Origin of the sequence: Martinezella paranaensis, assembly GCF_014200235.1 — a bacterium.
Lineage (GTDB): Bacteria > Pseudomonadota > Alphaproteobacteria > Rhizobiales > Rhizobiaceae > Rhizobium > Rhizobium paranaense.
In genome coordinates this window covers 1-20901 of sequence record NZ_JACHBI010000021.1, presented here as the reverse complement: position 1 = coordinate 20901, position 20901 = coordinate 1, and the positions used below count along the sequence as shown (strand labels likewise).

The 20901-nt window shown below is 60.5% G+C and carries 18 protein-coding genes; 6 read left to right on the top strand and 12 right to left on the bottom strand.

All coding sequences use genetic code 11. The features are described 5' to 3' along the window. Positions 1-24: 24 nt before the first annotated feature. Together recF and GGD50_RS29830 are read right to left on the bottom strand one after the other, a co-directional pair. A complete protein-coding gene (gene recF / locus GGD50_RS29835; RefSeq protein WP_107106485.1) occupies positions 25-1152 on the bottom strand; it encodes a DNA replication/repair protein RecF in 1128 nt (375 codons plus the stop codon). Positions 1153-1281: 129 nt separating this feature from the next. Continuing rightward, positions 1282-1758, bottom strand: a complete 477-nt coding sequence (locus GGD50_RS29830; RefSeq protein WP_107106486.1) for a MarR family winged helix-turn-helix transcriptional regulator — start codon at positions 1756-1758, stop codon at positions 1282-1284. Between the two features lie 210 nt (positions 1759-1968). On the opposite strand from GGD50_RS29830, the gene GGD50_RS29825 reads away from it, so the two are divergent. Continuing rightward, positions 1969-2652: a glutathione S-transferase family protein gene (locus GGD50_RS29825; protein WP_107106487.1), complete on the top strand. Its 684-nt coding sequence runs from the start codon at positions 1969-1971 to the stop codon at positions 2650-2652. A gap of 112 nt (positions 2653-2764) precedes the next feature. On the opposite strand, the gene dnaJ is transcribed toward GGD50_RS29825, so the two are convergent. The 3 genes from dnaJ to GGD50_RS29810 form a co-directional block, all read right to left on the bottom strand. Next, the gene (dnaJ, locus tag GGD50_RS29820) at positions 2765-3913 is read right to left on the bottom strand and encodes a molecular chaperone DnaJ (RefSeq protein WP_107106488.1); all 1149 of its coding nucleotides are present in this window, start codon (positions 3911-3913) and stop codon (positions 2765-2767) included. 84 nt (positions 3914-3997) lie between these two features. Further along, the gene (dnaK, locus tag GGD50_RS29815) at positions 3998-5914 is read right to left on the bottom strand and encodes a molecular chaperone DnaK (protein ID WP_107106489.1); all 1917 of its coding nucleotides are present in this window, start codon (positions 5912-5914) and stop codon (positions 3998-4000) included. Positions 5915-6206: 292 nt separating this feature from the next. Continuing rightward, on the bottom strand, positions 6207-8558 hold the full coding sequence (locus GGD50_RS29810) for a transglycosylase domain-containing protein (protein ID WP_107106490.1): 2352 nt from the start codon (positions 8556-8558) through the stop codon (positions 6207-6209). A gap of 255 nt (positions 8559-8813) precedes the next feature. On the opposite strand from GGD50_RS29810, the gene GGD50_RS29805 reads away from it, so the two are divergent. The 3 genes from GGD50_RS29805 (at position 8814) to GGD50_RS29800 (ending at position 9824) form a co-directional block, all read left to right on the top strand. Beyond that, positions 8814-9002 (top strand): hypothetical protein, encoded by a 189-nt coding sequence (locus GGD50_RS29805; RefSeq protein WP_107106491.1) that lies wholly within the window; start codon positions 8814-8816, stop codon positions 9000-9002. 91 nt (positions 9003-9093) lie between these two features. Continuing rightward, a complete protein-coding gene (locus GGD50_RS33300; protein ID WP_260303263.1) occupies positions 9094-9216 on the top strand; it encodes a hypothetical protein in 123 nt (40 codons plus the stop codon). Positions 9217-9581: 365 nt separating this feature from the next. Then, entirely contained in the window at positions 9582-9824 is a 243-nt protein-coding gene (locus GGD50_RS29800) for a DUF982 domain-containing protein (RefSeq protein WP_107106492.1), read from the top strand. Between the two features lie 218 nt (positions 9825-10042). Here the strand turns inward: GGD50_RS29800 and GGD50_RS29795 are convergent, their stop codons facing one another. From GGD50_RS29795 to GGD50_RS29770, 6 genes are all read right to left on the bottom strand, one after another. Continuing rightward, positions 10043-10885, bottom strand: coding sequence for an SH3 domain-containing protein (locus GGD50_RS29795; RefSeq protein ID WP_107106493.1), 843 nt, complete (start codon positions 10883-10885; stop codon positions 10043-10045). Positions 10886-11637: 752 nt separating this feature from the next. Further along, positions 11638-13092 (bottom strand): efflux transporter outer membrane subunit, encoded by a 1455-nt coding sequence (locus GGD50_RS29790; protein WP_107106494.1) that lies wholly within the window; start codon positions 13090-13092, stop codon positions 11638-11640. Positions 13093-13445: 353 nt separating this feature from the next. Beyond that, a complete protein-coding gene (locus GGD50_RS29785; RefSeq protein WP_107106615.1) occupies positions 13446-14390 on the bottom strand; it encodes a phosphoribosylaminoimidazolesuccinocarboxamide synthase in 945 nt (314 codons plus the stop codon). Between the two features lie 127 nt (positions 14391-14517). Beyond that, positions 14518-16263: an SLC13 family permease gene (locus GGD50_RS29780; protein WP_107106495.1), complete on the bottom strand. Its 1746-nt coding sequence runs from the start codon at positions 16261-16263 to the stop codon at positions 14518-14520. A gap of 76 nt (positions 16264-16339) precedes the next feature. Then, positions 16340-17023 (bottom strand): phosphoribosyltransferase, encoded by a 684-nt coding sequence (locus tag GGD50_RS29775; protein WP_107106496.1) that lies wholly within the window; start codon positions 17021-17023, stop codon positions 16340-16342. Next, positions 17010-17846 carry a pseudouridine synthase gene (locus GGD50_RS29770; RefSeq protein ID WP_107106497.1) on the bottom strand — a complete coding sequence of 279 codons (837 nt, stop codon included), beginning with the start codon at positions 17844-17846 and terminating at the stop codon, positions 17010-17012. Before GGD50_RS29770 ends, GGD50_RS29775 begins: the two co-directional genes overlap by 14 nt. Before the next feature lie 354 nt (positions 17847-18200). Here GGD50_RS29770 and GGD50_RS29765 point away from each other — a divergent pair, with 354 nt between their 5' ends. Together GGD50_RS29765 and GGD50_RS29760 are read left to right on the top strand one after the other, a co-directional pair. Continuing rightward, positions 18201-18920, top strand: a complete 720-nt coding sequence (locus GGD50_RS29765; protein ID WP_107106498.1) for a response regulator — start codon at positions 18201-18203, stop codon at positions 18918-18920. A gap of 3 nt (positions 18921-18923) precedes the next feature. Beyond that, positions 18924-20273, top strand: coding sequence for an ATP-binding protein (locus tag GGD50_RS29760; protein WP_107106499.1), 1350 nt, complete (start codon positions 18924-18926; stop codon positions 20271-20273). A gap of 63 nt (positions 20274-20336) precedes the next feature. On the opposite strand, the gene GGD50_RS29755 is transcribed toward GGD50_RS29760, so the two are convergent. Then, positions 20337-20543 (bottom strand): hypothetical protein, encoded by a 207-nt coding sequence (locus tag GGD50_RS29755; RefSeq protein WP_104821562.1) that lies wholly within the window; start codon positions 20541-20543, stop codon positions 20337-20339. Positions 20544-20901 lie beyond the last annotated feature (358 nt).

The following is a 20901-nucleotide window of genomic DNA, read 5'->3' as shown; positions in this document are numbered from 1 at the left end:
ATCACAATTGCGGCGGAGGAGGCGCTAGGATTTCGTAATGCCGCCATGCGCGACGGTAAAGAATTGCGCGCGCTCGCCAAGCGCGGAAAACATCGCCTTGTCGGTGCCAGTCATGAAGGCCTGGCCGCCGAGCCCGTCGATCAGGTCGAAGAGGGCGGCGCGCCGGCCTTCGTCCAGATGCGCAGCGATTTCATCGAGCAGCAGGATCGGTGCATGGCCAGTCAGGTTGCCGACGAGGCGGGCATGGGCGAGGACAAGGCCGACGAGTAGCGCTTTCTGTTCGCCCGTCGAGCAACGCTCCGCCTCCATACCTTTCTCACGATGACGTACCAGAAGATCGGCGCGGTGCGGGCCGTCAAGCGTGCGCCCGGCGGCCGCGTCGCGATAACGTCCCTCGCGCAGCATTTCGGCATAACTGTCCTCGAGATCGACGGCGGGGCGATCGAATTGCCCATCAAGAAAGCCGGAGAGTTCAAGCGCGGCTGATGGAAAGGGCGTTGCTTCACGCGATTCGGCGATCAGCCGCGAGAGAAGGCCGAGCATTTCCTGCCGGGCAAGCGCCATGGCGATGCCGAGGCTCGCCATTTGCTCCTCGATGCCGGCAAGCCAGGACGGATCGAATCGGCCTTCGCCAAGCAGTTTGTTGCGGCTGCGCATGGCGCGCTCGAAATCGCTGGCGCGGCGGCCATGTGCCGGATCGAGCGACAGCACCAGCCGGTCGAGGAAACGGCGCCGTTCGGAGGAGCCGCCAGTGAACAGCCCGTCCATGGACGGCGTCAGCCAGAGCACGCGCAAATGGTCGGTCAACTCATCCGCGGTCTTGGCCGGTGTGCCGTTGATCCGGAGCTTGCGTGCCGTCGTCTCGTCGGTCGCGTCGACACCGGTGCCGATCTCGACTTCGCCGTCCATGCCATCAAGCTCGGCGAAGATCGAAAAGCCGCCCGATGCGTCGACGCGGGTGACATCCGCATAAGCCGCGCGCCGCAGCCCGCGCCCGGGTGAAAGGAAGGAGATTGCCTCCATCAGATTGGTCTTGCCGGCGCCGTTATCGCCGGTCAGCACCACATGCCGCTCGTCAAGCGCAAGCGACGCCGCCGCATAATTGCGGAAGTCGGTCAGCTTCAGGCGCGAGATGAAAACCTTGTGCGGCATCGGGCATCCGGATTCGTTCTGGCCAGAGAGCTATGCCGAACGATGCATAAGCGCAAGAGCCGCCCGCCATCGCCATTCCCGCCCTCCGAAAGAGCGCGCCTATCGATCGCACGCATAGGTCGGCCGATTTTATCGCGGCGCATCGGGATTTCGCGACAACGCGGCCAGCAAATCGGCCAATTGGTCGGCTCGGGCATCATCCAGCTTGTCACCCACATGGCGTTGGAGCGCCGAGGCATAGACGGTCCACATGCGGGCCTGTATGGCACGACCGGCATCTGTAACAATGACCCAGCGGCCCCGACCATCGTCAATAAATACTTCGCGCTGAACAAGGTTGGCCCTCTCCATTCTGTCGAGAAGGCGGGAAAGGTTGTGTTGCGCCAGGAGTGTACGCTGCTCGATCTCATAAGGGCGCAACTTGCCATCTTCGGCTCGCGACAGCTCGAGCAGAACGTCATACCAGCCGAGCGGCGGCAAGTCGGCTGTCTTCAAGTCCCGTTCGATTGCTGCAAAAACAAGTTGTTGCGCACGCATGAGGCGTACCCATGCCCGCGTGATCGCGGTTGATGGCCGTGGGGCTGTGGTATCTGAACAATCGGACATAGATGCAATTACATCTACATTGACCGATAAGGCAAGCTCTTATATAGATGCAATTACATCTATCTCGAGCGGAGACCTTTTCATGACCCAGCATCGCCTGACAGACCCCGGCGTCGTGCTGCTGTCCATTGCGCAATTCCTGTTCGGCGACGGGCCTTGCGCGCTCCGATCCTCACTTCCAATTCGCTGATTCACAGAAGGAGCTATACGATGTCCGACGCCAAGCTGACCCTCATCAGCCATCACCTTTGCCCCTACGTCCAACGCGCCGCCATCGCGCTTGCCGAAAAAGGCGTGCCGTTCGAGCGTCGCTATGTCGATCTGGCGGCAAAACCCGACTGGTTTCTTGCAATTTCCCCTCTTGGCAAGGTGCCCCTGCTGATCATACGTCAGGATGATGGTACTGACGCGGTCCTCTTCGAGAGTGCCGTCATCTGCGAATACCTGGAGGAGACCCAACCTGGCGGTCCGCTACATCCCGCCGATCCGCTCACGCGTGCCCGGCATCGCGGGTGGATCGAATTTGGTTCCTCCATCCTCTCGGACCTATGGGGATTCGAGACTGCCAAGGATGCCCAAACCTATGAGGTCAAGCGTACGGCGCTGGTCGACAAATTCGCGCGTGTGGAAGCACAATTGGGTGAGGGGCCGTTCTTCGCCGGCACTGCATTCAGCCTCGTCGATGCTGTGTTTGCGCCGATTTTCCGCTATTTCGATGTGTTCGATATCATCGCTGCGACTGGCATATTCGCTGAGCTGCCGCGCGTCAGGTTCTGGCGTGCGTCTCTTGCTGCCCGGCAAAGCGTCAAGGACGCCGTAATGGACAACTACGGAGATCGCCTCAAGATGTTCCTTCAGAACCACGATGCGTGGCTGCTGAAACTCGCAAACTGAAAGATCGAGCGCGTCATCATCTGACGCGCAGCCCGCCTGGATTCCACAATATGTGAGTTAGTGGCCGGCCGAATCATCGGCCGGTTTCACGTGAAGCAATGTGATTCGCCGCTTAGTCGCTGAACGTGTCGAAGAAATCCTTCATGCGGGCAAAAAAGCCCGTTGATTCGGGATTGTTGTCCTTCGAGGAGATCTGCTCGAATTCCTGCAGCAGCTCGCGCTGGCGCTTGGTGAGCTTTTGCGGCGTTTCGATCTGGATCTGAATGTAGAGATCGCCGACCTGGCTGGAGCGCAGCACCGGCATGCCCTTGGCCTTCAGGCGGAATTGCTTGCCGACCTGCGTGCCTTCGGGAACGGTGACGCGCGATTTCGTGCCGTCGAGTGTTGCGACGTCGAAAGTGCCCCCAAGGGCAGCCGTCGTCATCGAGATCGGCACAGCACAATAGAGATCGGCCCCATCGCGCTGGAAGAATTCATGCGGCTTGACGGAGAGGAAGATATAGAGATCGCCCGAAGGCCCGCCACGCAGGCCGGCTTCGCCTTCGCCCTGCAGGCGGATGCGCGTGCCATCCTCGATGCCGGCCGGGATGTTGACCGAAAGCGAACGCTCTTCGGTCACGCGGCCCTGACCGTGGCATTTGGTGCAGGGATCGGGAATGATCTGGCCGCGGCCATGGCAGGTCGGACAGGTGCGCTCGACCGAGAAGAAACCCTGTGCGGCCCGTACGCGGCCGGCACCCTGGCAAGTACCGCAGGTCTTCGGCTGCGTGCCCGGCTTGGCGCCGGAACCGGAGCAGACGTCGCATGTGATGGAGGTCGGCACGCGAATCTGCGCCGTCTTGCCGGTGAAGGCCTCTTCGAGCGAGATTTCCATGTTGTAGCGAAGATCGGCGCCGCGTTCGCGACCGCCGGAAGAACGCCCGCGCGAGCGTCCGCCACCCATCATCTCGCCGAAAATATCTTCGAAAATATCGGAGAAGCCACCGCCGCCGAAGCCGCCGCCACCAAAACCGCCGCCGCCGCCCATGCCGCCATGTTCGAAGGCAGCATGGCCATAGCGATCATAGGCCGCGCGCTTCTGCGGATCCTTGAGCGTCTCGTAGGCTTCGTTGATTTCCTTGAACTTTCGCTCGGCGTCCTTATCCTCCGGGTTCTTGTCCGGATGAAATTTCATCGCCAGCTTGCGAAAAGCGCTTTTCAGCTCTTTCTCGTCTGCCGTTCTGGCGACACCCAACGTGTCGTAAAAGTCCGCTTTTGCCATTAAGGAATAGACCCCGGAAATGGATTTCCGGCTGCCCTAAGGCAGCCGGATCTGAGTTTCCGCAAAACCAGTTAAGGTTTGCGATTATGCCGACCGCTTGCGGTCGTCCTCGTCCTTGATTTCCTCGTAGTCGGCGTCGACGACATCGTCCTTGCCACCTGCCGAGGCATCAGCGGTAGAGCCTTCCGCCTGCTGGGACTCATAGATCGCTTGGCCGAGTTTCATGGAAACTTCCATGAGGGTCTGGGTCTTGGCCTTGATGTCTTCGGCATCGGGCTCGGAAGCTTCGGTTGCCGCCTTCAGTGCTGCAATCGCATCGGAGATCGCGTTGCGGTCCGCTTCGGTTACCTTGTCGCCATAATCCTTCAGCGACTTCTCGCTGGAGTGGATCAGGCTTTCGGCCTGGTTCTTGGCTTCCACGCCTTCGCGGCGCTTCTTGTCTTCGGCAGCGTGCGCTTCGGCATCCTTGACCATCTTTTCGATGTCGGCGTCAGAGAGGCCGCCCGAAGCCTGGATGCGGATCTGCTGTTCCTTGCCCGTGCCCTTGTCCTTGGCCGAAACCTGGACGATGCCGTTGGCGTCGATATCGAAGGTGACTTCGATCTGCGGAACACCACGCGGAGCCGGCGGCAGGCCAACGAGGTCGAATTGGCCGAGCAACTTGTTGTCGGCAGCCATTTCGCGCTCGCCCTGCGAAACGCGGATGGTCACGGCCGACTGGTTGTCGTCGGCGGTCGAGAAGGTCTGCGACTTCTTCGTCGGGATCGTCGTGTTACGCTCGATCAGACGGGTGAAGACGCCGCCCAGCGTTTCGATGCCGAGAGACAGCGGGGTCACGTCGAGCAGCAGAACGTCCTTGACGTCGCCCTGCAGAACGCCGGCCTGGATGGCGGCGCCGAGTGCGACGACTTCATCCGGGTTGACGCCCTTGTGCGGCTCCTTGCCGAACAGTTGCTTGACGATTTCCTGCACCTTCGGCATGCGGCTCATGCCGCCGACGAGAACGACTTCGTCGATTTCAGCGGCGGTAACGCCGGCATCCTTGAGCGCTGCCTTGCAGGGAGCGATCGTGCGCTGCACGAGATCGTCGACCAGGCTTTCCAGCTTGGCGCGGGTCAGCTTCAGCGTCAGGTGCTTCGGACCGGTGGCGTCTGCCGTGATGAAGGGCAGGTTGATTTCGGTCTGCTGCGAAGAGGATAGTTCGATCTTGGCCTTTTCAGCAGCTTCCTTCAGGCGCTGCAGAGCGAGCTTGTCGCCCTTGAGGTCGATGCCGTTGTCCTTCTTGAATTCGGCAACGAGATATTCGACGAGACGCATGTCGAAGTCTTCACCGCCGAGGAAGGTATCGCCGTTGGTCGACTTCACTTCGAAGACGCCGTCGCCGATTTCCAGGATCGAGATATCGAAGGTGCCGCCGCCAAGGTCGTAGACAGCGATCGTCTTGCCGTCCTTCTTGTCGAGGCCGTAAGCGAGTGCAGCAGCCGTCGGCTCGTTGATGATGCGCAGAACTTCAAGACCGGCGATCCTGCCGGCATCCTTGGTTGCCTGGCGCTGCGCGTCGTTGAAGTAAGCGGGAACGGTGATGACGGCCTTTTCGACCTTTTCGCCGAGATAGGATTCGGCGGTTTCCTTCATCTTCTGAAGGATCATTGCGGAAACTTGTGCGGGCGAATAGCCCTTACCCTGCGCTTCGACCCAGGCATCGCCATTGTCGCCGCGAACGATGTTGAAAGGAACGAGATGCTTGTCCTTCTCGACGGTCGGATCTTCGTAGCGGCGGCCGATCAGGCGCTTGACAGCGAAGAGGGTATTGGTGGGGTTGGTGACCGCCTGGCGCTTCGCCGGCTGGCCGACGAGGCGTTCACTGTCGTCCGTGAAGGCTACCATTGAGGGGGTGGTGCGGGCGCCTTCGGCATTCTCGATCACTTTCGCGTCCTTACCGTCCATGACGGCGACGCAGGAATTCGTGGTTCCAAGGTCGATACCAATTACTTTTGCCATGTCATTCTCTCCTTGAAGCAAGCTATCGGAACCCCTGTCAGGCATTCCATTGACAGCCCCTTACGGGATGGTCTTGAGGATTGCGCAGCCATGACTGCGGTGATGCCGCGTATATAAGTAGCGGTTTTACTGACTGCAAGGCAGGAAATCACCCGGAATCCAGCAAAACGAATGGTTTGTCGTCCAAATTCCACAGTGTCCCATCGAGGCGGGGAGCCTGCGGAATTTGCGCGACCATCTATCAGATCAGCCTTGACCCGGCCATGCAAGCGGCAATGCTGAGAATCGCTTCTTATTGCCCCAGGATGATGTCGAGAAGCGAGGAGCGGTGCCGCCGGACCGTCGCCGTCGTCGGGCCGGGATCGCCGATATCGGCAGGCGGGATATCGTCGTCGTACCGGTCCGAGCTGTAAGGATTGTTGTCGGCAAGGCCCACGGGCGGCAGATCCTCGGGATCGTCGTTCATCGCGGCCTGGTTGACGGGTTGCTGCTGCTGGATCGGTTGCTGCGCCGGGCGCTGCCGGATCATGGGCTGGCTCTGCTGCTGCGCGCCCTGGCCGTCATCGCTGCCGGAGATGATGGCGCCGATCGTCGTCTGCTGGTCGGTGTTCGGCTGGGCTTCCGCCACCGGCAGGCCGTTGTCGATGATCTGGCCGCCGCCGAAGATCGGGGTCGGCGTCAGGCCCTTATGGGCGGCGACCATGAATTCTTTCCAGGCCTTGGCCGGCAGTCCGCCGCCCGTTACCTTCTTCATCGATTTGCCGTCGTCATTGCCGAACCAGACGCCTGTCGTCAGATGGCTGGTGAAGCCGACGAACAGCGCATCGCGGAAGGATTGCGTCGTGCCGCTCTTGCCCGCCGCCTGCCAGCCGGGAATGCGGGCGGCCTTGCCGGTTCCGAAGTTGATGACGCCGGCCATCATCGCATTCATGTTGGTGACGACATCAGGATTCAGGACCTGCGGTGGATTGTCGAAATTTGCCTGATAGAGCACCTTGCCGGAGGCGGTCGTCACCTTGGCGATAACGTGTGGTGTCGCCTTGTAGCCGCCGTTCATGAAGGAGGCATAGGCCGAGGTCAGCTCCAGCAGCGAGACTTCCGACGTGCCGAGTGCGATCGAGGCATTGGCCTGCAGGTCGGATTCGATGCCCAGCCGATGCGCGACCTTGACCACCTGCTCCGGTCCTACTTCGGTCGCAAGCTGGGCGGCCACCGTGTTCAGCGAATGGGCTACGGCCGTGGCGAGCGTTACCGGCCCGCTATATTTCTGCTCGTAATTCTCCGGCGCCCAATTGCCGATTTTCACCGGCACGTCGTTGCGGATGGAGTTCGGCGTCAGGCCCATCTCCAGTGCCGCGGTATAGACGAAAGGCTTGAAGGCTGAGCCCGGCTGGCGCTTGGCGGTGACGGCGCGGTTGAACTGGCTCTGCGCATAGTCCCGGCCACCCACCAATGCGCGGATCGCGCCCGTTGCGTCGACGGAGACGAGGGAGGCTTGCGAAGCGTTGAGTTTCTTACCGTCCTTGGCAAGCACATCGTTGAGCGCCTGTTCGGCCTTCTGCTCCAGCGACATGTCGATCGTGGTGTCGACGGTCAGATCCTCTTTGACGGCGCCGCCGATCAGGCCGGGAAGCTGGTCCATGACCATATCAGCGACATAGTTCTGCGCGCCGCTCCAATAGCTCGTCGCGTGCGTCGGCGGCTGCGACATCGCCGTCTTGATATCGGCTTCGCTGATGAAGCCCTGATCGCGCATCGCCTGCAGCACGAGCTGGGCGCGAGCCTCGGCTGCGGCGGGATCGCGGGCGGGCGACAGCTTCGACGGCGCCTTGACGAGGCCGGCGAGCATGGCTGCTTCGCCGAGATTGACGTCGCGGGCCGACTTGTTGAAGTAACGTTGTGCCGCCGCCTCAACGCCATAGGCATTCGCGCCGAAGTAGACGCGGTTCAGGTACATCGTAAGGATCTGGTCCTTGGTGTACTTGTGCTCCAGCCAGATGGCGAGCAGCACTTCCTGCACCTTGCGCTCCAGCGTGCGCTCCGGCGACAGGAAGAGGTTCTTGGCGAGCTGCTGTGTCAGCGTCGAGCCGCCCTGCACGGCATGGCCGGTCAGCACGTTCGTCACCACTGCACGGCCAAGGCCGATCGGATCGAAGCCGAAATGCGAATAGAAGCGGCGATCCTCGATGGCGACGATCGCCTTGGGAATATAGGGCGACATATCGCTCAGCGTCAGAGCTTCGCCGCCGGTCGCGCCGCGATTGGCGATGATGCTGCCGCCGAGATCGGCGATCTTGACGTTCGGCGGCCGGTCGGGAATGGCCCAGGTGCTGGCGTTCGGCATGCGCGATCCGTAATAGACCACGAGACCCGCGGCGCCGATGCCGGCCCAGATGCAGAGTACGATACCCCAATAGATCACCGAGCGGACGAAGCCGAAAAAGCCACCGCCACGCTCGCGACGCGGCTGCTTACGCCGTTTTTTGGAGCGGCGCGGTCTGTCCGGCAGAGGGTCCTCGCCGCGACCGGAAGAACGCCCGCCGCCGGCAATCCGCTCGCCCGCGCTGAAACCATCATCGCTGCGTTCGTTGCCGCTTGAAAACGAGGGTTCTATCCTCTGGCCTGATCTGCTTTTGCCTGCCATTGCGGACCGGTCGTACCCCCGATGGTTCCATATGCCGATGTCTGATGTTGGGCTGTCACGCGCCCGCTCGTCCCCCGCGCTCGCATCGCCTGGGCATTAAAGCCCGGGTGAACTGTAAATGCGGCGATTTAAGGAGGGATTAAAAACATCTTTAACCGATCGCAGCGGCAGCATTCGTCCATCCACAACGGGTTTGTTCAAGGAACTTTTGTTTTTCTCGTGCATTCTCTCTTCATAAAATAAGAGGGCGAGCAAATGAGTTCACATATCAACTTCGAGAAAGTCGGCGAAAATAAGCTGCGGGAAGTCTGGAGTGTCGAGGATTTCGTGCGGCGCCATCGGATTTGCAAGGAAGAGGAACTGCGGCTGAAGAAGCTGTTCGGCGACTTCGCCACCAAGCAGGAGCTGCTGTCGAACGCGCAGAGGCCCCCACTGTTTCGCTAGAGGCTGTTTCGTTAGAGCGGGTGGACAGGCCGAACCGACGTTCATCGTGGACCGCTGCGACCGGTTGGTCCATTGCGGGGGAGGCCTTATCGTGTGGAAACGCTTTGAATTATGGCTGATCGATCAGCTTGACCGGATTTTTGGATTGGAGCGGCTCGCTCGCCGGGCCGGCTTCTCGGCCGATGATGCGAAGCGGATTGCACGCGAGAAGTGAAAGCATCTGACAGGCAGCATGAAGAAATCATCAAACGGCTCACCCGATCTATGGTGCTACCGGCCGAGGCTCATCCCTTAATTCCAGATTGTAGAAATACGCATATCGCCCCGTTTGCGAGAAAACGACCTTTGGTCTCGCTGGAACTTTATGCCTATTAAAAACTTTATCCTTACGTGAAACTCCCTGAGTCGCCGGCTACTCCATGTGGCCGGCGAATTTACCTCTTTTGAATCGTTTTGATTCTATGAAATGTGCTTGAATGTTCCATATTTTCGAATGCTCTGATTGAGGTTATAGTGGAGTTATGTGACCGTCTTGGAGGGCGGTCCCAGGCACTTGGTAGCGCGTGAGGAGGAGTATTCATGCGACACATCAAATGGAGCAACCCGATCGAGATCGGTTTCGCCCATGGCAGCTTCCAGATAGTGACCGGCCCTTCCGAGGCCCTGAATTGCATGGCCAACCTCTGGCCAGATCGGCGTGGTCCGCTTTATGTGGCTGCGAGAAGCGTCTGCCGAGCTGCGATCGACGGACGGAAATCCGCCGAAGAGGCGCGTGAAATGTTCATTTCCGCGACGCGCGAGGCGCATTTGAAAACCCATTGAGGCAGCGCGGCGCATCGACGCCGCCTGATTACTCAATCTTCCGAGCCGGCGAAGGCCGGCCGCTGTCGCGCAACTCCGAATGCGCGTTCTTCCTGACATCATTGATCCCGGTTTCGCCGCCATACCGATGGTTCGGCGATTTCCAGGCATAAGTGCGCAACGCGAAAGGCCAGCGACGCGGGGTCGCTGGCCTAATCATATTGCTGTCACGTCAGCGATTACCGGTTGGAGCCTCTTGGCGTCATGCGGCAATCAGGTTGCGTAACCGGGCAGGGGTCGACATGGTCGGGGCTGTATGGCCCTGGCGAACCGGCATTCGGCCGTGGATTGTTCTGCCCCTGTTGTGGTTGTGGCTGCGGTCGCGGCTGTTGCTGCTGCGGTTGTTGCTGCGGTGGCGGCCGGCGTTGCTGATCGCCCTGGCGGTTGTCGTCGCGCCGACGGTCCTGACCGCCGCCCCAGTCCTGGTTATTGTCCTGTTGTCCGCCCCAGTCGCGATTGCGGTCTCGCTGGCGGCGCCAGTCCTCATTATCCTGCTGGTCGCCCCAATCGCGGTTTCGGTACGGACGGCGATCCCAGTTGCTGTCTGAGCCGTCATCCCAACCGGGGTTACGATAAGGACGCTGGTCCCAATTCGCATCCGGACGGCGGTAGCCCCAGCCCGGCCCGCGCCGCCAGCGATCGCGGTCGCGGTAAAAGTCGCGGCCACGGTAATAGCGATCCCAATAGTCGTCGAAGTTGAAGGTGATGGTCGGAATGCCGAGCGGCCGGTAATATTGCGGTCCGACATAGATCCGGCGCGATTGATAGGTTGCCTGAATGTACTGACCGGCGACCCAGCCACGGCCGCCGAAGAAGGAGACGTCGCACCACGGTGTTTCGTTGAGGCAGCCGTTGATCTCCAGCGGTGTGCCGACGGGGATTCTGGTCACTGCCGGATACTGCGTGCTCGGGCCGGACCGCATATTGACGTTGGCGGTGGCAAAACCCTCTGCGGCTTCCGCGATCGCCGGTGTCGCAACGAATGCGGTCAGCGCAATTGCGGCAAGAAGCTTATGTCTCATCAATGCTCTCCTTCGCGCGTCGCCGGCAGGATGGGATCGGGCGGCGACTGCGCTGATTGCTGTTGTCCGCTTGCCCGACATCTCCGGCAAGGGACATGTGGTGCGGTTACAGGACCCGGCATGCCGTTTCCAGTTTCGATAAGATGAAAGTTAGCGCAATCACGGGATTTGGTTAGGTCCGGCGCTATTCTTCCAATCTTTTCAGCAGTTTTAGGAGAGTTTGCATGAATGCAGGTTGAACGAATACGGGTAAAACTCTCAAAATTTGTATTAATTTTTATAAAGGCCTACTTATTATCTTGAGGGTTACCATGGCTTTAGTGAGCGAATTGCCGCGTTCTCCAGTAATATGGCGAAGAGAATAATTTTCACCGGCCTTGAAATCGCCACCTTGTCACCCGATATGGTGTGCAGTCAGGCAGCCGGAGAATGGCGGGCGCGCTTCAAAGCGAGCCGTTTTCATTCCATGGAGATTGCGGAAGTGACGTTGACCTTGTGTTAACCTTTCGCGATCAATCTGGCTGCAGTTCCACCTTCCCTTTGACCACGGATGTACTGGCACTGATGTGAGGGTGGATGACGAAAGGCCGGTTCGCTCCGGCCTTTTTGTTTATTGGCTGTCTGGTGGCGTGCTTTGCGGAAGCGGAGCGCGCCATTTTTAATTTGATCCCATTTTTCCGACCAAAGAAAAACCGCCGCGGTTGCCCGCGGCGGTTCTTATGAAAAGCGCCCGACGAAGCCGGGCGGTCTGTTTAGTTGACGGTCTTCTTGGCAGCGACCTTGACGACCTTGGCAGGTGCTGCGGCAACGATTGCCTTTTTGGCCGGAACATAACCGGCGCCGATATTGACGTTCAGAGAGATGTAATCGATGGCACTCTGTGAGACAGCCTGGGCAAGGCTGTTCTGCGCATCCGAAACGTTGCGCTGTGCGTCGAGAACGTCGAGCAGCGAAGAGGCGCCGTCCTTATAGCTTGCCGTCGAGAGTTCGAGGGCTTCCTGATAGGACTTCACCTGCGCCCGCAGTGCGGAAACCGTCTGCGCATCGCGGCTAACGGCCGACAGGGCGTTTTCGACCTGTTCGACACCAGACAGCACCGTTTGCTTCCAGACGATATACTGTTCGCGGCTGCTAGATTCGGCGCTCTTGACGTTGGCGCGCAAGGTGCCGCCATCGAAGATCGGCAGCGACAGGCTTGGGCCGAACGACCAGGTCGTCAGGCTGCCGCTGATGGACTTCGTGTGAATGTAGGACGGCGAAATCGAACCACCGAGCGTGATCGTCGGGAAGAGCTGGGCTTCCGCTACGCCGATCTGTGCGGTTGCAGCAGCAAGGTTACGCTCGGCGACACGGATGTCGGGCCGGTTGCGGATGAGATCCGCCGGGACACCCGAATCGACACGGCCGCGGAATACCGGCTGGTTACCGCCGCTCTGCAACTGGGCGATAATGGTCTGCGACGGTACGTTGAGCAGCGTTGCGATATGATGCACCGCCTGCCGGTAGCTAATTTCGAGGCTCGGAATTGTCGAAAGCGTCTGGTTGACGAGACCTTCAGCCTGGACGACGTCGAGGCGGGAAGCAGCACCGGCATCAAGCTGGAACTTGGTCAATGCGAGCGTCTCGCGGCGAGACCTCAGGTTATCCTGCGCGATAGAAATGCGGGCCTGATAGAGGCGGACATTGACGTAGCTGTTTGCCAGATCCTGCAGATAGGTCAGGCGAGCGACGTCGACGTTGGAATAGGCCGCATCCAGCGATGCATTGGCGCTTTCCTTGGCGCGGCGGTATTGGCCCCAGAGGTCGAGCAGCCACGAAGCCGTGAGATCGCCGCTGGTGGTGTTTCGCGTTTCGGTTTGCGTGCGCAATCCGCCCTTCTCGCCGCTGGTCGTATTACCGCCTTGCACGAGGAGGCTCGGCAGCCCGCCGGCGGCGGCGGAAACAACATTGGCCTGGGCCTGATTGATGCGTTCCAGCGACTGCTGGATGTTGAGGTTTTCTGCAAGTCCCTGCTCAACCAAGGTGTTCAGCTTCCTATCGCCGAAGGCTGTCCACCATTGCGAACTCGAGACGTCGCTATTGATCTTCGTACCGCCCTCCGAGAACTTGCCCGCGAGGGGCATTTCCGGTGGCTTATGATCGGGGCCGCTGACGCAACCTGCCAGAAGAAGCAGCAGGGCGGGGGCGGCAGTACGAATGGATACCATCACATTATCCCACAATTCATTTTACATGGTCACTATCTTACGGAGTCAACGTGACCCCATGTGTGTCGGCGCTTCTGTCTACGCAATACCAATCAAACGAGCCGAAGCATTCGGCGTCAATCTATCAACAAGTTTGCAATAGCACAGTGCCTTTTGCGATTTTTCGCGGCGGAACACGTGTGGGAACATGACAAATAGGGGGGTTCCGGTAAAAAAATTATGAAGTGTTGCAAAAAACATACCCTACCCATTGCTACTTAAAGCAGTGAATGGTTAAGGATTCGAGATCCGACGCAACTCTGGGGCGGTCATTCCGTGCAGGTGCACGGCTAAATGACCATTCGGACGGTTCGTTATGGGAAGTAATGGGAGAGGCTTGCGCGAACCCGGTCGCGCGGTGTTGCACCGCGGTCGTCGGGAACGAAGGGCGTAGCCGTAATCGCTTCGTAAGCGCGGATGTACACCTTCGAGGTCTGTTCGATCAGATCGAGCGGAATTTCGGGTATCTCGTCCTTATAAGGATCGCACCGCTCGCTCACCCAGGCGCGGACGAAATCCTTGTCGAAACTTGCAGGGCGCGCGCCCTTTTCGAAGCTCTCTTGGTAACTGTCGGCCAACCAGTAGCGGCTGCTGTCCGGCGTATGGATTTCGTCGGCGAGAAGGATGTTGCCGTTTTCGTCGGTGCCGAACTCATATTTGGTGTCGACGAGGATCAGCCCCCGCTTGAGGGCAAGCTCCTGGCCGCGGGCGAACAAGGCCAGCGCGTAATCAGACAATGTCTGCCATTGCTCCCTCGTCAAAAGCCCTCGCTCGACGATCTGCGCCGGCGTCAGCGGTTCGTCATGGCCGCCGTCGAATTCCTTGCTGGTCGGCGTGATGATCGGCTCCGGCAGGATCTGATTGTCGCGCATGCCGTCCGGCAGGGTGATGCCGTACATCTCGCGCTGACCCTTCTTATAGAGCGTCAGGATAGAGGTGCCGGTGGTGCCGGCGAGATAGCCGCGCACGACAACCTCCACCGGCAGGATGTTTAGCCGCTTGCCGACGACCACATTGGGATCGGGATAGGCGATGACGTGGTTCGGGCAGATGTCCTTCGTCGCCTCGAACCAGTAGCGCGCCGTCTGCGTCAGTACCTGTCCTTTATATGGGATGCAGGTGAGGATGCGGTCGAAGGCGCTCAGCCGATCGGTGCTGATGATGATGCGGCTCCCGTCCGGCAGGTCATAATTCTCGCGCACCTTGCCGCGGTAATAATTGGGCAGTTCCGGAAAATGGGCTTCGGAGAGAATTCGCAACTTGGTCACCAGCAGGCTCGTGCATCCGCCCTGCGGATGCTTCATGGTTGGACCCTTAACGCATAATACCAGAAATCGGAATCGATTTTCGGACGGGATTATCGTCATCGGTTAAGCGCGGCTGCGCTCAAATCCAGAACCAACCGATCAAGGCCAGTGCCAGGCCATAGCTGACAATGGTCAACAGCCAGCCGGCGCGCAGGAAGTCGGTGAAACGATAGCTGCCGATGCTCATGGTCAGCGTATTGTTATGATGACCGAACGGCGTGATGAAATCGAGCGAGGCACCGGCCGCAACCGCAATTAGATAGGCATTGGCGGAATGCCCCGCCTTGGCCGCCAGTTCGAAGGCGATCGGCGTCAGCACGATGGCGACGGTGGCGTTGTTGACGAAAGGCGTGATCACCATCGCCAGAAACAGGATGAGCGCGACGCCGAAACCCGGCCGTTCGATCGGCACGATGGCGCCGAGCCCGCCCGCCAGCATCTCCGCCGTCCCCGATGTCGCCACTGCCGTACCGAGCGGGATCATCGCCGCCAGCATAATGATGATCGGCCAGTTGAGATCGGCGATCGCAGCGCGCAGATTGATGAAGTTCAACAGGGCCATCGCCAGGATGACGCCTGCAAAGGCGATCTCCGGGCGAAGCAGGCCGGTAGCAGCGGCAAGCACGCCGCAGGCAAAAAGCAGAAGCGGCCAGAAGGAGCGCAACGGCGGCGTGTGGTCGTAGCTTGCGGCCAGCGGCAGGCATTCGCATTCTTCCAGCGCCTCAGCGATAGCATGCTTCGGCCCTTCCAGCTTGAGGATATCGCCGATCGAAAGCGTAAGATCGTCGAAACGGCCTTCGATGCGCGGCGAGCGCATGGAAAGCCCGGTGATCGCGACCCCCCGCGACCGGAAAACGTCCAGCGATTGGACGCGCGAGCCGATCAAAGTGCTTTGCGGCATGACCACCGCTTCGCTGCGAATGAAATCGGACCCGTAGGGATCGGGATGGGATTCGAGCATCAGTACGCCCTTGGCCGAAAGCCTGTCGAACAGCACGTCCGGCCCTTCGGCAAGCAGAATGTCGCCGGCCTCGATCACGGTGCTTTCGGCAGGAGAGGCAAAGCGGCTGCCGCGGATCAGCGCATACGGCTGGATACCGAAAGCCCGACGGCAGTCCACCAGGCGCTGCCCGACCAAGGGGGAGCCATGCGGTATCCGGCGTTCCGCGATCATCTGCCGGTCCACGGTCCGGCCGGGGACTGCATCTTCCTCACTCGATCTGGGAAACAACCGCGGAACGGTCGCGGCAATCACAATCACGCCGACCACGGCAACCGGCAGGCCGACATAGGCGAAGTCGAAAAAATGGAAGCCGCGTCCCGTCGCCCTGAGCAGCGCGTCGCTGACCAGAAGGTTAGCCGGCGTGCCGATCAGCGACACCAATCCGCCGAGTAGTGCTGAAAACGAAATGGGGATCAGCAATTGTCGCCGTGGAATGGCGGTGACGTCGGCGATGCGCAGCGCCACCGGCAGCGCGATGGCATAGGCGCCGATATTGTTCATGAAGATCGAGATGAAAGCCGTCAGTCCGGAGAGAGCTCCGATGATCACAAAGGACGGCGGATCTGCGGCAAGCAAGCGGTCCGCCAGCGCGCCGAAAAGCTGCGCCCGTGCCAGCACCTGCACGATCAGCAGGATTTCGATCACGGTGATCACGACCGGGCTCGCGAGGCCGGAAAACACCCCCTCTGACGAATAGAGGCCCAGCGCGTATCCCGCAAGCAGCCCGGCGATCGAGATGACCTCGATCCGGAAACGGTCAAGACAAAACAGCGCCAGCATCAGGCCCAGAAGGATCAGCAGGGATGCTTGTTCGAACGTCATGGGCGGGCCCCGGAGATTCGCTAAGACCCAGAATGAACCAGCCGGCCGGTTCTGTACAGCCCCGGCGAGACCGCCGTCAGGCAGGCCTGCGCCAACCGCCGTTTCCGCTCCTTTCGAGGATCGGCGTCGAAAAAACGCCGACGATCCGCCCGTTCCACGGCATGCCGGTGGCATCGACCCGCTCCCGCCAGCGCTCGGATTGCAGCATGGCCACCCCGATCACGACAGGCTCGATGCCGCATGCCGCCAAAAGCTCCAGGCCGGAGACGATGGAGGCGCCGCTCGAGATCACGTCGTCGATCAGCCCAACCCGCTTTCCTTGCAGAAGCGGCAGCATGCGCGGATCGATATAAAGCCGCTTCTCCTGGTTCGGCGTGGTGATGGAGGACAGCGAAACCGACAGATCCTCGCGATACCAGAATTTGCGCGAGGTGCCGAGCGGAACATAACGCTGATGGCCGAGAGCACGGGCAACCGCGCTTGCTAGCGTCAGCCCGAGCGTTGGCAGCCCGGCGACAACATCGACATCATGTATCGCGATGCGTGCGGCTAGCGCTTCGGCCAGCGCCTCCTGCACGGAAAAACTGGCCTGATTGATGATCAGCGAGGCCAGCGCGTGGTCGCCATCGGCCAGCACACGGATCGGCAGACGCATTTGCCGCCTGTCGGGCAGCTCCGCCACATAGAAATCGCGGAACTCGCCGCTTGCATCAAAGCTTTGCGGCGGATGGATTTCCTGCCAGAAATCATGAGGCTGCATTGCGTCCCGCCTTCAGCCCATTTCGCCCCTTCTTTTCCAAGCCCGCACGGCGGCGAAGCCCGAGAATTTCCGCCTCCGTCAGCGCCCGGACCGCGCCTTTCGGAAGATCGCCGAGCGCGATATCGCCAAAAGCGACGCGCACCAGTCGCAGGCATTCGATGTCGAGCACCTCCAGCATCCGCCGGATCTGCCGGTTGCGCCCCTCCTTGAGCTCGACCTCGATCCAGGCATTGCGGTCACCGCTGCGCAGCAGGCGGGCGGAGATGGCGGTCAGAAGCTCCCCATCGTCAATGATTCCACGTTCCATGCGGCTCAGGAGTTCTTGGTCCATGATGCGGTTGACCTGGACATGATAGATCTTGCTCACATGGGTGACGGGATCGAGCAACACCTGCGCCAACACGGTGTCATTGGTGAAGAGAAGCAGCCCTTCGCTTGCCTTGTCCAGCCGTCCGACCGGTGCCAAATGTCGGGCGTCGATATCCTTCAGACAGTCATAGACCGTCGGCCGGCCCTCGGGATCGTCGCGTGTCGTCACCAGCCCGCGCGGCTTGTTCAGCATGAAATAAAGCTGCTTTTCTGCTGCGATCTCGACGCCGCCGACGGCAATCCGCGCCCGGTCGAGATCGATCCAGGCGGCCGGATCGGTGATCTTGCGGCCGTCGACTGTAACGCGGCCGGCAGCGATCAATGCTTCGGCCTGGGTGCGCGAGCAATAGCCGAGCTTCGACAGCGCCCGCGGCAGCGTTACGCGCTTGCCTTCAGCCTCCGGCCGGCCTTTCGCCCCCTTGCCTGATCTCTGCGGTGCATGCCTTTGGCTCACCCCGTTGCCTCGTCCTTGTTGTGTCGATGGTTAGGCGTATCGGCCCGATAAAGCACGAGGCCAATCCTTCGCACGGGGAACGTCGCGACGCAAATCGCAGCAAAGGGAAACACACAGGAGAGACAGGGCTCGCGCCTTGTCAACGCGAGCCCTGCCGGCGGGCCGGAGCGGCGATGGGTCGGGTGCGGCGGCGCCGGGGTAGCTGTCGCCGCCCGCTCCGGAGGGGGCCGTCGCGGCGAAACCTGCATGGCCTCTGTTGCCGGAATTTTTCAGAACGGCGGAAATTTGTTACAGTTTGTATCACCGGCCGTTTCCTTGTTGTCAAAACCGCCCTTCGCCTCGCATGGATGCGTCATGGTTTGTGCATCGCTTCTTCTGGTCGAGGACGACCGCGAAATTCGGGCGCTTCTGGAGGAGTTCCTGAGCCGCGAAGGGTTTGCTGTCGAGGCGGTCGAAAGCGCCGCCGCCATGGATCGCGCACTCGCGAGAGGTTTTCCCGATCTCATCATTCTCGACCTGATGCTGCCGGGCGAAGATGGGTTGTCGGCCTGCCGCCGCATACGGGCGCGCAGCCAGGTGCCGATCCTGATGCTGACTGCGAAGTCCGATGATATCGACCGCATTCTCGGCCTTGAAATGGGCGCCGACGATTATCTCGGCAAACCCTTCAATCCGCGCGAGCTCTTGGCGCGCATCCGCGCCATCCTGCGCCGCTCCGGTCCCGAACGACCCGAGGAGGGCAGCGGCCCGCGCCGGCGCAAGAGTTTTGCGGGCCTCATCGTCGATCTCGACGGCAGGGCGATCGAGATCGAAGGCGAGGGTCCGGTGCGCCTGACGACCGCGGAGTTCGATCTGCTCGTCTGCTTCCTGGAACGGCCGCGCCGGGTGCTGTCGCGCGACCAACTGCTCGACTGGACGCGCGGCCGTGGCGCCGATCCCTTCGATCGCACCATCGACGTGACTGTCTCGCGCCTGCGCACCAAGCTTGCGCATTATTTGCCCGATGGCGCGCAGGTCATCACCACTGTCCGCAATGCCGGCTACCTGCTGACCGTCGATGTGAGGGATGTCTGAACCATGCTGAAACTCGGCCTCGTTTCCCGCATCATCATGATCGTTGCCGTGGCGCTGTTCATCATCCAGCTCGCCGCCTTCGTCGCCGCCAGTTTGAAACCGGACTTGCCGCTCAACCACCAGCTATCGCCGGCGATGCAGGTCAAGTCGGCGATGCGCCTCCTCGATGCCATTCAGCCCGAGGCGCAGGAGCAGGCCGCGCGGGCGCTGAACGCCACTGGTCTCGATCTGCGCCTGGTCGATGCCGCAGCGCCCGCGCAAAATGATGCAGCCGATCTCACTCTCGGCCGCACACTGGCCCGTGAGTTTGCCAACATGGCGTTTGGCGATCGTTATTTCAGCTTACGCTCTCTCCCGGAACGACCGCAGGGTTGGTTTTCAGTCGGTGCTCCCGACCGAACGATAGAAGTGTCGATCGGCGTTGCCGGCGGCAAGGTTGCCGTCTTCAGCCTGGCCGATACGCCGACGGTGCGGCTGCGCGGCGTGCCGGTGGGCTTCATGGCCGGACTTCTCGGCGTGCTGGTGGCGGTGATCGCCGTCTGCGCCGTGGCGCGCGAGACGCGGCCGCTGACCAGGCTGTCACGCACCGTCAATTCCATCGGAAAGGGCCTGCAGCCGATCGATATTCCGGAGCGGGGCGCCTGCGAGCTGCGCATGCTGATCCGCGCCATCAACGGCATGCAATTGCGCATCGCTGCCTTGATCAACAACCGCACCCTGATCCTCGGGGCGATCTCTCATGATCTCAGAACCTATCTCACCCGCTTTCGTCTGCGTATGGAGATGATGCCGGACACGCCGCATCGCGAGCGGGCGATCGCCGATATCGAGGCCATGCAGCGCCTTGTGGAAGAGGCGCTGGGCCTTGCCCGTAGCACCGTCGTTTCCGGAGGAAGGGATATCGCCGATCTTAATGTGGCCGTTTGCGCGCTTGTCGCCGAGCGCCAGGATGGACCGGACCTCGTCTCGTTTTCGCCGCTGGGGAGAGAATTGGCGGTGACGGTGCCGCAGACCGCGCTGGCCCGGGTGCTGGACAATCTGATTGACAATGCGCTGCGCTATGGCGGCAGGGCCGATATTTGCATCGAGCGCCGCGACGATCACGCTGCCATCATTATCGGCGACCGCGGCCCAGGCATTCCGATGGAGCGGCGCAAGGATGTGCTCGAACCCTTCGTTCGTCTGGAGGAATCGCGCAATCGCGATCTCGGCGGGAGTGGTTTGGGGCTGACGATCGTCCGACAGATCCTGGATGCGCACAATGGCGGGCTTTGCCTGGAGGATCGTGATGGCGGCGGGCTCAATGCCATCGTGCTTTTGCCGCTTGCAACAAGCGGTCGGGTGGCTGCCTGAATTAAGGTACAGCAAAGAGTTCGCGCGTGAGTGCGCGATCCGTGCCATCTGTCGCGTTACCGCTCAATGACGGGTGAGGAAGCGCTTCAGTTCCTCCCGGCTAACGACGATGCCTGCGGCGGCCTTTTTCGGGTCCGGATGGGTATAGGTGAAGCTCGGCAGGTCAGGCAGATCCAGTGCCTGGCGCATATTCATGATGCCGAGCGCCCTCCGTCCGGTGGCGCTGTCGACGCTGACTTCGACGATGCTCTCTGGTCTTGTTGTTTCCATGGTGTCCTCCCACCTTCTTATATAGCAGAAATCTCATGTAAAATATTGGTTTTTATGAGACCTGGCCTAGATAATAAGGCTTAAGCCCCGTCCCAGGCCGCAAGGATTGATTAACCATGAATTGGCTTCCGGACGGCGAAATGCGATTATCTATGCCGGGTCCGAACGGCAGATCTCTGCCAAAAACCGAAAATTTTGACCGGTTGGACAATATTTTTCGCCGGTTTCACCGGTGATCGAAGCCTTCCTCTCCATCTCCCTACAAATCCCCCAACAAAATCAGTCACTTACAAAAATGTCAGAATTTTTACAGAGAGGGTGTTGACTATGTTCGGGTGGGGGGTCTATAAGCCCGATC

Coding starts and splice junctions, on each gene's coding strand:
- dnaK (WP_107106489.1), bottom strand. CDS start 5,914: ATGGCAAAAGTAATTGGTATCGACCTTGGAACCACGAATTCCTGCGTC.
- GGD50_RS29755 (WP_104821562.1), bottom strand. CDS start 20,543: ATGGAAACAACAAGACCAGAGAGCATCGTCGAAGTCAGCGTCGACAGC.
- GGD50_RS29825 (WP_107106487.1), top strand. CDS start 1,969: ATGTCCGACGCCAAGCTGACCCTCATCAGCCATCACCTTTGCCCCTAC.
- GGD50_RS29790 (WP_107106494.1), bottom strand. CDS start 13,092: ATGGTATCCATTCGTACTGCCGCCCCCGCCCTGCTGCTTCTTCTGGCA.
- GGD50_RS29780 (WP_107106495.1), bottom strand. CDS start 16,263: ATGACGTTCGAACAAGCATCCCTGCTGATCCTTCTGGGCCTGATGCTG.
- GGD50_RS29765 (WP_107106498.1), top strand. CDS start 18,201: ATGGTTTGTGCATCGCTTCTTCTGGTCGAGGACGACCGCGAAATTCGG.
- GGD50_RS29760 (WP_107106499.1), top strand. CDS start 18,924: ATGCTGAAACTCGGCCTCGTTTCCCGCATCATCATGATCGTTGCCGTG.
- GGD50_RS29805 (WP_107106491.1), top strand. CDS start 8,814: ATGAGTTCACATATCAACTTCGAGAAAGTCGGCGAAAATAAGCTGCGG.
- GGD50_RS29800 (WP_107106492.1), top strand. CDS start 9,582: ATGCGACACATCAAATGGAGCAACCCGATCGAGATCGGTTTCGCCCAT.
- GGD50_RS29830 (WP_107106486.1), bottom strand. CDS start 1,758: ATGTCCGATTGTTCAGATACCACAGCCCCACGGCCATCAACCGCGATC.
- GGD50_RS29775 (WP_107106496.1), bottom strand. CDS start 17,023: ATGCAGCCTCATGATTTCTGGCAGGAAATCCATCCGCCGCAAAGCTTT.
- recF (WP_107106485.1), bottom strand. CDS start 1,152: ATGCCGCACAAGGTTTTCATCTCGCGCCTGAAGCTGACCGACTTCCGC.
- GGD50_RS29810 (WP_107106490.1), bottom strand. CDS start 8,558: ATGGCAGGCAAAAGCAGATCAGGCCAGAGGATAGAACCCTCGTTTTCA.
- dnaJ (WP_107106488.1), bottom strand. CDS start 3,913: ATGGCAAAAGCGGACTTTTACGACACGTTGGGTGTCGCCAGAACGGCA.
- GGD50_RS29795 (WP_107106493.1), bottom strand. CDS start 10,885: ATGAGACATAAGCTTCTTGCCGCAATTGCGCTGACCGCATTCGTTGCG.